The organism is Ferriphaselus sp. R-1 (assembly GCF_000746095.1).
GTDB lineage: Bacteria > Pseudomonadota > Gammaproteobacteria > Burkholderiales > Gallionellaceae > Ferriphaselus.
Genome location: NZ_JQKP01000001.1, coordinates 93170 through 105881, shown reverse-complemented (window position 1 = coordinate 105881; position 12712 = coordinate 93170). Strand labels below are relative to the sequence as shown.

Annotated in this window: 13 protein-coding genes; all 13 read left to right on the top strand. The window is 64.0% G+C overall.

Annotated elements, in window-relative coordinates; genetic code table 11:
- The first annotated feature begins 24 nt into the window (after positions 1–24).
- The 13 genes from trpE to DM08_RS00430 all read left to right on the top strand — a co-directional run bounded on the left by trpE (position 25) and on the right by DM08_RS00430 (position 12523).
- On the top strand, positions 25–1512 hold the full coding sequence (gene trpE, locus DM08_RS00490) for an anthranilate synthase component I (protein ID WP_035382639.1): 1488 nt from the start codon (positions 25–27) through the stop codon (positions 1510–1512).
- Between the two features lie 5 nt (positions 1513–1517).
- Positions 1518–3128 carry an MFS transporter gene (locus tag DM08_RS00485; protein WP_051937688.1) on the top strand — a complete coding sequence of 537 codons (1611 nt, stop codon included), beginning with the start codon at positions 1518–1520 and terminating at the stop codon, positions 3126–3128.
- Positions 3129–3206: 78 nt separating this feature from the next.
- Positions 3207–3953 carry a sensor histidine kinase gene (locus tag DM08_RS00480; protein WP_035382637.1) on the top strand — a complete coding sequence of 249 codons (747 nt, stop codon included), beginning with the start codon at positions 3207–3209 and terminating at the stop codon, positions 3951–3953.
- A gap of 10 nt (positions 3954–3963) precedes the next feature.
- The gene (gene gspG / locus DM08_RS00475) at positions 3964–4389 is read left to right on the top strand and encodes a type II secretion system major pseudopilin GspG (protein ID WP_035382635.1); all 426 of its coding nucleotides are present in this window, start codon (positions 3964–3966) and stop codon (positions 4387–4389) included.
- A 30-nt stretch (positions 4390–4419) separates the two neighbouring features.
- The gene (locus tag DM08_RS00470) at positions 4420–6120 is read left to right on the top strand and encodes a GspE/PulE family protein (RefSeq protein WP_035382634.1); all 1701 of its coding nucleotides are present in this window, start codon (positions 4420–4422) and stop codon (positions 6118–6120) included.
- Positions 6101–6940 carry a hypothetical protein gene (locus tag DM08_RS12080; RefSeq protein WP_152555743.1) on the top strand — a complete coding sequence of 280 codons (840 nt, stop codon included), beginning with the start codon at positions 6101–6103 and terminating at the stop codon, positions 6938–6940. Before DM08_RS00470 ends, DM08_RS12080 begins: the two co-directional genes overlap by 20 nt.
- Before the next feature lie 5 nt (positions 6941–6945).
- Complete coding sequence (locus DM08_RS00460) at positions 6946–7470, top strand: PilN domain-containing protein (RefSeq protein ID WP_152555742.1); 525 nt, start codon at positions 6946–6948, stop codon at positions 7468–7470.
- The gene (locus DM08_RS00455) at positions 7467–8117 is read left to right on the top strand and encodes a hypothetical protein (protein WP_035382632.1); all 651 of its coding nucleotides are present in this window, start codon (positions 7467–7469) and stop codon (positions 8115–8117) included. Before DM08_RS00460 ends, DM08_RS00455 begins: the two co-directional genes overlap by 4 nt.
- On the top strand, positions 8114–8623 hold the full coding sequence (locus DM08_RS12075; protein WP_051937685.1) for a hypothetical protein: 510 nt from the start codon (positions 8114–8116) through the stop codon (positions 8621–8623). The genes DM08_RS00455 and DM08_RS12075 overlap by 4 nt, the downstream gene beginning before the upstream one ends.
- Positions 8620–11172 carry a secretin N-terminal domain-containing protein gene (locus DM08_RS00445; RefSeq protein WP_081908704.1) on the top strand — a complete coding sequence of 851 codons (2553 nt, stop codon included), beginning with the start codon at positions 8620–8622 and terminating at the stop codon, positions 11170–11172. The genes DM08_RS12075 and DM08_RS00445 overlap by 4 nt, the downstream gene beginning before the upstream one ends.
- Positions 11162–11632: a type II secretion system protein gene (locus DM08_RS00440; RefSeq protein ID WP_035382631.1), complete on the top strand. Its 471-nt coding sequence runs from the start codon at positions 11162–11164 to the stop codon at positions 11630–11632. Before DM08_RS00445 ends, DM08_RS00440 begins: the two co-directional genes overlap by 11 nt.
- A 4-nt stretch (positions 11633–11636) precedes the next feature.
- The gene (locus tag DM08_RS00435; protein ID WP_035382629.1) at positions 11637–12017 is read left to right on the top strand and encodes a type II secretion system protein; all 381 of its coding nucleotides are present in this window, start codon (positions 11637–11639) and stop codon (positions 12015–12017) included.
- A 2-nt stretch (positions 12018–12019) separates the two neighbouring features.
- Positions 12020–12523, top strand: coding sequence for a type II secretion system protein (locus tag DM08_RS00430; RefSeq protein WP_237560180.1), 504 nt, complete (start codon positions 12020–12022; stop codon positions 12521–12523).
- The last annotated feature ends 189 nt before the right edge of the window (positions 12524–12712 follow it).

Here is a 12712-nt window from a genome sequence, read left to right as displayed (position 1 = left end):
TCGTTCTACTTTTCTGGAGCCATCATGCTGACCCCGATCACCGAATCTGAATTCAACGCCCTCGCCGCGCAGGGCTACAACCGCATCCCGCTGGTCTGCGAGACGTTCGCCGACCTCGATACCCCGCTCTCGCTCTATCTCAAGCTGGCGAACAAGCCGTTCTCCTACCTGCTGGAATCGGTGCAGGGCGGCGAGCGTTTTGGCCGCTATTCCTTCATCGGCCTGCCCGCCGAGACCCGCATCGTGGTGCGCGGCCATCAGGCTACGCTCCATGAACGCGGACATGAGACGACGCAACAGGTCGCCAACCCGCTCGATTACATCGCCGAGTACCAGGCGCGCTTCAAGGTCGCGCCGCTGACCGGCCTGCCGCGCTTCACCGGCGGGCTGGCGGGTTACTTCGGCTACGACACGGTGCGTTATATCGAGCCCAAGTTGGCGCGCACGCAAAAGCAGGACGTGATCGGCACGCCCGACATCCTGCTGATGCTGACCGAACAGCTGGTGGTGATCGACAACCTGTCCGGCAAGCTGATCTTCATCGTCTATGCCGACCCAGCCATGGAAGATGCCTATTCGATCGCACGCCACCGCCTGCGCGAACTGGTCGGCATGTTGCATCTGCCCGTCCATATTCCGTTCGCCCCGGCGATGCCGAGCAGCGAAGCTCGTTCAGAGTTTGGCGAGGTAGCATTCAAGGCGGCGGTGGAAAAGGCCAAGCGCTACATCTTCGACGGCGACATCATGCAGGTAGTGCTGGCGCAACGCATGGCGCAGCCCTTCCCGGCCCAGCCACTGTCGCTGTACCGCGCCCTGCGCAGCATCAATCCCTCGCCCTACATGTTCTATTACGACATGGGCGACCACCACGTGGTCGGCTCCTCGCCGGAGATATTGGCGCGCCTGGAGAACGACACCGTCACCGTGCGTCCCATCGCCGGTACCCGTCCGCGCGGCCAGACAGCGCAACAGGACAAGGCGCTGGAACAAGAGCTGCTGGCCGACCCCAAGGAACTGGCCGAACACCTGATGCTGATCGACCTGGGCCGTAACGACATTGGCCGCGTCGCCCGGAATGGCACGGTGAAACTCACCGACAAGATGGTGATCGAGCGCTACTCGCACGTGATGCACATCGTCTCCAACGTGGAAGCCAAGCTGAAAGAAGGCCTCACCGCGATGGATGTGCTGAAAGCCACCTTCCCCGCCGGTACCGTGAGCGGCGCGGCCAAAGTGCGAGCGATGGAGATCATCGACGAGCTGGAGCCGACCAAGCGTGGCATCTACGCAGGCGCGGTGGGCTACCTCGGCTTCAACGGCGACATGGACGTGGCCATCGCCCTGCGCACCGCTGTGGTGAAAGACCAGATGCTCTACGTCCAGGCCGGTGCGGGCATCGTCGCCGACTCGGTGCCCGACAGCGAATGGCAGGAGACGCAGAACAAGGCACGCGCCGTGCTGCGCGCCGCCGAGATGGTGCTGGACGGACTGGACGCGGCGGTCCACCGCTAGGCCTCATGCCCGGCAGCCGCCCGCCCGTACACGCCGGGAACCCCACGCCGGATAGCCGCACCATCCAGCGCAAGGTCGTGATCGCGGCCTGTTTCGGCACCTTTCTGGAGTGGTACGACTTCCTGACCTTCGCCTCGCTGGCGACCTATTTCAGCGTATTGTTCTTCCCGCCCGACAACCCGGTGGCGGCCTTGCTGGCCAGCCTGGCCACGTTCGGCGTGGGGATGCTGGTGCGCCCACTGGGTGCCGCCCTGTTCGGGTCGCTGGCTGACAAATATGGCCGCCGCCCCGTCTTCATCGCCACTCTGGTCTTGATGGGCGGAGCAACCTTCGCCGTCGGCCTGCTGCCCACCTACCAACAGGTCGGCCTGCTGGCTCCGGCGCTGTTGCTGGTGCTGCGTCTGCTACAGGGATTCTCGGTCGGCGGCGAGATCGGCGGCTCGGCGGTCTACCTGACCGAACATGCGCCCGCGCACCGGCGCGGCATCTACACCAGCGTGCTGCAGTTGATGGGGCCGCTGGGCATTCTCGTCTCCACCCTGCAGATACTCGCCCTGCAAGCCTACCTGAGCGGCGACGACTTCAACGCCTGGGGCTGGCGCGTGCCCTTCCTGTTCTCCGCCGTGTTGCTGCTGATCTCGCTGAAGAGTCGCTTGAACCTGCATGAGTCGCCCGTGTTCAGCCGCATGCGCGAGAACCGGACACTCGCCAGCGCGCCGCTGCGCGAGTGTTTCGCCGACCCGCAGACGCGGGGCCGGATGGCGCTGCTGTTCTTCTGCCTGTCGGCGGGCGGCTCCCTGCTGTTCTTCTCGTCGCAGGTGTATACCAACGTGTTCCTTAAGAGCGTGGTCAGACTGGACCCGCATCTGGCCGGAACCTTGGTGATGACCAGCACCTTGCTGCTGTTCCCGCTGACCATCCTGTTCGGCTGGCTGTCGGACCGCATCGGGCGGCGGCCCGTGCTATTGGCTGGCTTGCTGCTGGGCAGCCTGAGCATCTTCCCCGTGTACAGCGGGCTGATCCATTATGGCAACCCCGCACTGGAACGCTTCGAACGTGAAGTCACCGTGGAGCTGCACGGAGCCGCTTGCGCCTACAGTCCGTTCGTCGCCGCGCGCAACGATTGCGAACGTAACCAGGAGTTGCTGGCCAAGCTCGGCGTGACCTACACGCTCATCCCCGCACCGGCAGGAACGGGAACCTCGGTGCATATCGGCCAGCAAGCCGGACTCGCCGGGTTCCAGCCCCGGCAGCTGACCGCCGCACTGCAAGCCGCAGGGTGGAGCGAGCAAGCCGATACGCAGCAGGTCGACCGCAGCATGATCCTGTTGCTGCTGGCGGTGTTGGTGGTGGCGGTCGCGCTCATCACCGGCCCGCAGACGGCCACCCTGGCGGAGCTGTTCCCGGCCCGCACCCGCTACACCGCCGTCGCCCTGCCGCACAATCTGAGCGCGGGCTGGATAGGCGGCATGTCGCCGTTCATGATCACCTTGCTCAGCGTCCAGGCTGGCGATGCACGCGCCGGACTCTGGTATCCGGTCGCCTTGCTGCTGCTGGCGCTCGCCGTCGGTACGTTCTTCCTGCCGGAAACCCGCGATGTTCCGCTCGATGACTGAGGTCCGGGGCCCAGAGTCAGCTTGACGTAAGGTTCGATGTTGGGTTCTACTTCCCCCTCGACAGGCTGGGGATGCACCATGGGAACTGAACAAAGCTGGCAACACCGCGAACGCCGTTCGGATCAGCGGCTGCGTACCCTGTTCGCGCAATTGCTGGATGAACAGGAGCATGACCGGCAGCGTATCGCCACTGAGTTGCACGGAGGCGTCGGACAGGTGATGAGTCTGGTGAAGGTCACCCTCGAATCTGCGGCGGCGCAGATCCAGAACGGAACCACGGACAAAGCCGAACAATCCATACGCTGGCTGATCCCGATCGTGGTCGATACGCTGGCCGACCTGCGCCGCATCTCTGCCGAGCTGCGCCCCTCCATCCTCGATGACCTGGGCTTGCTGGCCACCCTCACCTGGTTCTTCCGGCGACTGGAGATGGCTCGCCCTGACCTGCGCATCGAGCGCGTCCTGCGCATCGAAGAAAGCGATGTCCCCGCCGTGCTGCGCATCACCCTGTTCCGCATCCTGCAAGAAACAGTGGAGCTGCTGACCAAGGATCGTCCGACCACCCAGATCAGGCTGGAGCTGCGCAAGCATGGCGGCACGCTGTGGCTGGAAATATCGGGCAGCCAGCCCGGCGCGCCATCTGCGCCGGAGCATGCGGAGGAACCCGCAGCCTTGCCCGCCATCAGGGAGCGCGCCTTGCTGTACGGCGGAAAATTCGCTGTGACACACACCGGGTCAGAGACACGCATCAGTGTCAGCTGGTCGGCTAAAGCTTTGGCCAGGTATGCCGCAAGCACGGAAGCCGAATCGGAATTTCACAGCTAGGGGAGAAACCATGGACCGTTACACACTGCCACGCCGGACGCGCGGCTTTACTTTGCTCGAATTGCTGGTGGTGATGGTCATCATCGGCCTGCTGGCCGCCTATGTCGGACCGCGCTACTTCTCGCAGGTGGGCAAGTCCGAGATCAAGGCGACCAAGGCCCAGATCAACGCACTGGAAAAGGCACTGGACCAGTTCCGTCTGGACACCGGGCACTATCCGGCCATGGAAGAGGGGCTGGCGGCGCTGGTGACCAAGCCTGCCAACGAAGCAAAGTGGGACGGCCCCTATCTGACCAAGGGCGTGCCCATGGACCCCTGGGGAGCCGCCTATGTCTACAAGATCCCCGGCGAACACGGCGAATATGACCTGATCTCGCTCGGCAAGGATGGCCAGCCCGGCGGTACCGGGGAGGCCGCCGACATCACCAACTGGTGACCGGGCCGAGCTGGACAGCAAGCGTCAGTCATGGAGTCGACCGAAGCCCTACATTCGCAGAGCAAGCCCCTGTTCTCCACCAAGCAGGTGGCGGAAGCGCGGCTGACGGCGGCCCAGACGCGACGCAGTGTGGTCGAGGTGCTGGAAGAACAATCCGGCCTGTCCACCGAGAGTTTCGTCCACGCCCTGAGCAGCTTGCTGCACTACCGGGTGCTGGTCATGAGCGACCTGCACCGCCTGACCTCCGCGTTCGATGTGCTGCCCTTCTCGCTGGCGATGGAACGCGAGTGTCTGGCGCTGAGGGATCAGGATGAGCAACTGATCCTGGTCATCTGCGACCCGTTCAACGTACGCCTGCAAGCCTGGGCGGAGCAACACATCAACGCTGGCTTCAGTTGGGCGCTGGCCCACCGCAGCGACATCCTCGCCTACCTGTCCCACCACGAAGAGTCGCTCAATGCCATGGACGATCTCTCCGCCGTGGAAGAGCATGTCGGCGGCGACGACGACGGCGTGGAAGACCTGTCGTTCAAGGCGATCAGCGAAGCCGCCAGCCCGGTGGTCAAGCTGGTGCAATCCACCGTCTATGACGCACTCAAGGCCGAGGCCAGCGACATCCATCTGGAGACCAGCCCGTCCGGCCTGGTCATCAAATACCGCATCGACGGCGTGCTCACCACCGTGGCCTCGATGGCCGGGCTGGCCATGGCCGACCAGGTGATCTCGCGCATCAAGGTCATCTCCAGTCTGGACATCGCCGAGCGGCGGGTACCGCAGGATGGCCGCTTCAAGGTGTCGATGCGCGGCCACGAGGTGGACTTGCGCGTCTCCATCATGCCCAGCAGCTTCGGCGAGGATGCGGTGCTGCGCGTGCTGGACAAACAGACCGTCACCGACCAGAAAAAGTCGCTGCGGCTCGACTATCTCGGCTTCGACGCAAAGTCGCTCGCGGTGATGCGCAAGCTGTCGAAAGAGCCTTACGGCATGGTGCTGGTCACCGGCCCCACCGGCTCGGGCAAGACCACCACGCTGTACGCCGCCATCTCCGAGATCAACCACGGCCTGGACAAGATCATCACCATCGAAGACCCGGTGGAGTACCAGTTGCCGGGCGTGCTACAGATCCCGGTGAACGAGAAGAAGGGGCTGACCTTCGCGCGCGGCTTGCGCTCCATCCTGCGCCACGACCCGGACAAGATCATGGTGGGCGAGATCCGAGACTCGGAGACGGCCCAGATCGCGGTGCAGTCGGCGCTCACCGGCCACCTGGTGTTCACCACCGTGCACGCCAACAACGTGTTCGACGTGATCGGCCGCTTCATGCACATGGGGGTCGATCCCTACAGCTTCGTCTCGGCGCTGAACGGCATCCTGGCGCAGCGGCTGGTGCGGGTGAACTGCACGAATTGCGTGACCGATGACCATCCTGACGCGGAGTTGATCGCCGAATCCGGCCTCACCCCGGAGCAGGTGCAAGGCATGACCTTTCGCACCGGACGCGGCTGCGGACGCTGTCGCGGCACCGGCTTCAAGGGACGTAAAGCCATCTCGGAGATACTGGCTCTGAACGAAGAGATACGCGAACTCATCATCGCCCGCCAGCCGCTGCGCCTCATCAAAGAGGCGGCGCGACGCAACGGCACGCATTTCTTGCGCGAGAGCGCACTTGCGCTGGTAGCCAACGGTGAAACCACCTTACAGGAGATCAACCGTGTCACTCTTATCGCGTGACGAGTTGCGGGTGGTGTTCGGCCCGGACCAGCTGATCCTGCTCAAGGCGCGGGCACAGCGCTCCTTGCTGGGCTGGCAGCGCGAGGTGGTGGATAAGTGCATCGTACCCTGCGCGCGACAGGACGACGATGCCGAACCGTGGGGGGCGACACTGGCAGCACTGGAGCAGGCACTGCCGACCTTCGCCGCTGCGTCGGCGCGGACGACCGTGGTGCTGTCCAACCACTTCGTTCGTTACGCCATGATCCCGTGGAGCGATGCCTTGAGCGATGAACAGGAGGAACGCGCCTACGCCGAGCACACGTTCCGCGAGATCTATGGCGACGAAGCCGCCGACTGGGAGCTGCGCATCAGCCCGAACCGGGCTGGCAAACCGCAGATGGCCAGTGCAGTGGATGCGCAACTGTTGCGCGCCCTGCGCGAACTCGGCACACGCCATCAGCTCGTGCTGGACTCGGTCCAGCCACTGTTGATGCTGGCCTATAACCAGAGTCAGGCGGCCTTGCATGACAAGGATGCGTGGCTGGTGATCGTCGAACAGAACTACCTGTGCGTGATGCTGTTGCGCAGTGGCCAATGGGTGTGGGTACGTACCTTGCGCAGCAGCGATGCCTGGGCGCAGGAATTGCCCGCCCTGCTGGAACGCGAGGCGTTTCTGGCCGATGCCGACGTGCAGACCCAGGACGTGTTCATCTCGTCGCCCCAGCGTGCCGTCCTGCCCGAGGGCACGCGCTGGCATTTCCACTACTTCCAGCCAGCGGGCGTGCCCGGGCTGGAACCCGAGCGCGACCGGCATTTTGCGCTGTATCTGCACGGCTGACTGCGATGCCGCGACTTCATCTCGATTACCAGCACAGCGCCCGCCCCTTCCCCAGGCTGGGAGTCGCCGTGCTCGCCCTGAGCCTGCTCGCGCTGCCCTTGGTCGGCATGTATTACAGCCACCTGAGCGAGCGCCTTTCCGGCTGGGAGGACAGTCTGGAACAGCTCGAACGCAGCTCGAAACGTCTGCTGCATCAAGTCCAGCGAGGCGGCGACACCACTCTGGAGTTGGACCAACTGCACGAGGTCACGCGGCTGACCGCTGTGCCATGGGACGCGCTGTTCCTCGCCGTCGAGCGGACGGTGGAAGATGACATCGCCCTGCTCGGACTGGATCCCGACCCGGCTCGACACGAGGTCAAGATCCATGGCGAAGCGCGGAACTATGCCGCCATGCTGGACTTCATCCATCGTCTGGAACAGCAGCCCGAGTTCGGCGGCGTCTATCTGCAAAGCCACCAGCTGGAGCTGGATGACCCCGAGCGGCCCATGAGCTTCGCCTTGCTGGCCCAGTGGAAGGGGGCCCGATGAGCTGGTTCGCACGCCTCAAGCACGGTTTGCTCGCCCCGCGCGCCATCGATGCCGGCGCTGCCGGACTCTCCGTCCGGCGCTGGCTCAATGCACCCGGGCTGAACGCCGCCTGGATGAAGCGCCAGATCCGCATGCATCTGGCCTGGCCGGGGCTGCTGGGATTGGGGCTGATCGCCGCCTACCTGGTGTTCTACCTCGCGGTGATCGTGCCGACCAAGGCCACGCTGGTGACCACCCGGCAAAGTGCGCAAACCTTGCAGCACAAGGTACAGAGCGGCACGTTGGCGACGGAGCAGCAACAGCTGCCGGAGGCCCAACTGGCCAGACTCTACCGCGCCTTGCCCGCCGAGCACAGCTCGCCGGAGTGGCTCAAACATCTGTTCACCCTGGCCGAAAAGCAGAAGATCGAGCTGGACGAGGGTGAATATGCAGCCGTGCGCAGCAAACAAGGGCGACTGATCCGTTACCAGGTCACCCTGCCCGTGGTGGCCGAATACCCGCAGATACGCGAATATCTGGCGGCACTGCGGGCGGAGATGCCGTTCCTGGCATTGGAGCACGTGGAGTTCCGCCGGGAAAAGATCGGCGAGGCCGAAGTGGAAGCCAAGATCAAGCTCGTCCTCTTCTTCGTCGCGGAGGACGCATGAGCATGCAGCCGCGCACCTTGTTGCTGATCGGCGTGCTGGCCGGCGTGATGGCGCTCGCCTTTGCGCCGCCGCAAGAATCAGGGACCGTGGTCAGTGCACCGCGCACACGCACGCTGGCAGCCGCACACGCTGGCGGCGGATCAGCCGCGCAGATGACCGGCAGCGAGCCACGCAAGCAGGCGGCCCAGGAGGAGAGCGAGGACGGCAATCCGTTCGCGGCCAAGTCCTGGTACGTCCCGCCACCCCCTCCACCGCCGCCACCGCCGCCGCCCCCTCCTGTACCGACGGCACCGCCGCTGCCCTTTGCCTATGTGGGGCAATATCACGGCCCGGATGCACCCCGGCGGGTGTTCATACTGGCGCGCGGCACCCAGATCTACACGGTGATGGAAGGCGATACGGTGGACAATGCGTATCGGGTAGGCTCCCTCATCGGCAACCAGCTGGAACTGATCTACCTACCGCTGAACATCAAACAGTCGCTCAATGTGGGCGGCGGGACATGAAAGAACGGACCATGAACAAGTACATCACTCGAACCAGCATGCTGGCGCTGGGCATAGCGTTACTGACCGGCTGTGCGGGCGATCGCCTGCATCGCGAAGGCATGTCCCTGCTGGAAGACGGGCGCTACGAGGAAGGGATAGGCAAGCTGCATGCGGCGGTCCGCGCCGATCCGGGCAATGCCGTGTTCCTCAACGACGAGCGGCGCAACCGCGAACAGGTAGTCGCCCGACTCTTGGTCGATGCCAACTCCGCCCGTTCCTCCGGTCAAAAGGAGCAGGAACGGCTGCTCTACGAGCGCATCCTGCGCATCGAACCGGGGAACAGCCGCGCACAGCAAGGCCTGGAACTGCTGGCGATGGACAAACGCCATGTGCAGACGCTGACCGATGCCAAGGGACAGCTCAGGGCGGGCAATCTGGATGTGGCTGCTGCACTGGTGAAGACCGTGCTGGTGGAAGATGCCGAGAATGCCGAGGCGTTGCAGCTCGAACGCCAGATTCAGGAAGCGACACCACACGAGCCGGTGCTGGAAAGTTCCCTGATGGCCAAATTCAAGAAGCCGGTGACCTTGCAGTTCCGCGATGCCGGCATCAAGACCGTGCTGGAATCGCTGTCGCGCATCAGCGGCATCAACATCCTGCTGGACAAGGACGTGCGCCAGGACCTCAAGATCACCCTGTTCGTCAAGGATGTGTCGGTGGAGGATGCCATCGGCATGATCCTGATGCAGAGCCAGCTGGAGCGCAAGGTGATGAGCGACAACATGCTGTTCATCTACCCCAACACCCAGGCCAAGACCAAGGAGTATCAGGATCTGGTGGTGCGCAGCTTCCACCTCACCAACGCCGATCCCAAGGCGATCCAGTCCATGCTCAAGACCCTGCTCAAGACCAACGCCATCTTCGTCAACGAGAAGACCAATTCCATCATCATCCGTGACTCGGCGGAGGCGGTGCAGCTGGCCGAAAAACTGATCGCGGATCAGGACATCGCCGAGCCGGAAGTGATGATGGAAGTGGAAGTGCTGGAAGTCAGCCGCACCCGTTTGTCCGACCTCGGCGTGCTGTGGCCGTCCAGACTGACCCTGACCGCCGTCGGCACCGGGGTGGTGCCGGGGGCGGCTGCGGGGGCAGTCGGGGCGACCGCCCCGACGCTCAATCAGCTGCGCGCCATCAACGGGAACAACATCGTCACAGCCCCGAACCTCAGCGTGGCGCTGAGCGCGATGCTGACCGACACGGATACCAACATCATCGCCAGTCCGCGCATCCGCGCCCGCAACCGCGAGAAGGCCAAGATCATGATCGGCGAGCGCGTGCCCATCATCACCCAGGCAGCCATGCCGGTGGCTGGCGGCGCTGCACCGGTAGTGAACGCCAACGTGCGCTACATCGATGTCGGCCTGACGCTGGAAGTGGAGCCGGACATCCACCTCGACAACGAGGTGGCGATCAAGATAAACATGGAGGTCAGCTCCATCACCAACACCATCAACGATGCCAACTCGGGCACCCGCGCCTACCAGATCGGCACCCGCAACGCGTCCACCCTGTTGCAGCTCAAGGATGGCGAGACCCAGATCCTGGGCGGCTTGATCGACAACCAGATGCGCAACACCGCCAACAAGGTGCCGGGACTGGGCCAGATCCCCGGCATCGGTCGCTTGTTCTCGGCGCATCAGGGCAACGGTGCCAAGACCGAGATCATCCTGTCCATCACACCGCACATCGTGGGCAAGCCGCATCATCCCGAGGCGCGTGATGTCGAATACTGGTCGGGTACGGAAGCCACCTTACGCACCAAGGCGATGCAGGCGCGCAGCGTGACCGCGCCGGGCGGGGTGGCCGTGCCGCAAGCCGTCAAGACATCCGCCGCACCACTCGCAGCGCCAGCGGCACGACCGGTGCTGCCGCCCGCCACTGCGATCCAGCCTGCGCCAGCCCAAGCCGCCGTACCCATGCCGCCTGCCCCGACCGCGCAGCCTGCTGTGACGACGGACAGCAAAGGTGCAGCACAGGTACCGGATTCCAGCCTGTCGCTGTCCAGCACCTTGGGCGCGGGTAGCTCGCTGAACCTGGCCGATGCCCAGTCCCCCGGCACGGCAGGAGCAGCGCAAACGTCAGCGGCTGAGCCGACGCTGACCGTGAACTGGTCGGCCCCGGCGACGCTCAAGGTCGGCGACAAGCTGGTGGTGCCGGTCGACGGCAAGGTCAGCGCCGCCTTGCAGGATGTCGGCTTCCGGGTGAACTATGAGACCAGCCTGCTCAAACTGCTGAGTGTGACTCCGGGCAGCCTGGTGAAGCCGGAAAAGTTCAGCCAGAGCAGCAACGAGTCCATCGGCTATGTGCAGATCGGGCTCTCCGACACTGGGGCGGCGGGCAATAGCGGGCGCATCGCCACTCTGGAATTCGAGGTGCTGGGCAGCGCGGTGGAGACCCAGCTGACGCTGGACACACTGCAATCCTCCGCTGGCGCGGACCGGATGGCTGTGCCGCCCCCCATCGTGCTGGCCATCCCCGAGGGAGTGGCGACGGAAAATGCGCCGTAACGGATTCACCCTGATCGAGCTGGTAGTTTCGGTGGCCATCGTCGCCCTGCTGGCCAGCATCGTCATCCCGGTGGAAGAGCTGCTGGTCAAGCGCACCAAGGAGCAGGAGCTGCGCCAGTCACTGCGCGAGATCCGCTCCGCGCTGGATGCCTACAAGCAGGCAGTGGATGACAAGCGGGTAGATCCCACCCTGTCGCGCTCCGGCTACCCGACCGCGCTGGCCGTGCTGGTGGACGGTGTACAAGACCGGGGCAATGTCGACAAACAGGGCAAGCTCCACTTCCTGCGCCGCCTGCCCCGCGACCCCTTCGCCGAAAACACCCTGTCTGCCGAGGAGAGCTGGGGCAAGCGCAGTTACGCCAGCAGTGCCGACGACCCACGCGAGGGCGAGGATGTGTTCGATGTCTATTCGAAAGCGGCGGGGACCGGCCTGAACGGCATCCCTTACCGCAAATGGTGAAGCCATGAGAGCGAGCCGTAACAAGGGATTCACCTTGATCGAACTGCTGGTGGTGATGGCCATCATCGCCACCCTGTTGACGCTGGCGATGCCGCGCTACTTCCACAGCGTGGACAAGTCCAAAGAGGCAGTGCTGCGGCAGAACCTCGCCGAGACGCGGCGCGCACTGGACAAGTTCTACGGCGACAACGCACGTTACCCGGACTCGCTGGAAGAGCTGGTCAGCAAAAGATATCTGCGCAGTCTGCCGCAAGACCCGCTCACCGAGAGCGCCACCACCTGGGAGATCGTCGCCCCCGAGAACGGCGAGAGTGGTGCCGTCTATGATCTGCACAGCGGCGCACCCGGCAACGCGCAAGATGGTTCGCCCTATCGGGGCTGGTGAGCGTGGTCGAGCGCCAACAGCAAGGCTTCACCTATATCGGCATCCTCATCGTGGTGGCGATGATGGGCACCGCGCTCGCCGGTCTGGGGCAGTACTGGGGGCAGATCGGCAAGCGGGAGCGCGAACAGGAGCTGCTGTTCGTCGGCAACCAGTTCCGCACCGCCCTTGAACTGTATTACCGCCACAGCCCCGGTACCGATCGCTACCCTCAGGTGCTGACCGACTTGCTCAAGGACCCTCGCGTCCCCGATACCCAACGCTACCTGCGCAGACTCTATCCCGACCCGATCACCGGCAAGGCGGAGTGGGGACTGCTCAAGGGCACCGACGGCGGCATCGTGGGCGTGTACAGCCTGTCCGAACACGAACCGCTGAAAAAGCATGGCTTCACGCTGGCCAACCGAAGCTTCGAGGGCAGCGAAAAATACTCCGACTGGGTCTTCAAGAATCCTGCGCTCCCCCCCCTCCAACCCGCCGGGCAAACAGGCCAGCCGGGACACCCCTGACCCTACCCCACCTTCCGATCACGGATCACTCAAGTTCACCTACCCGCCGCCGATAGCACAATCAAGTACGGGAACCACCACCCATGCGCCCCAAAAGTCAATGCGACAAAATGTCGCACTTTCCTCTGGCGGCCTCGCGCGGGCTCCTGTAACATTAAACAAATTTCCTATGTTAAACATAAGGATAAA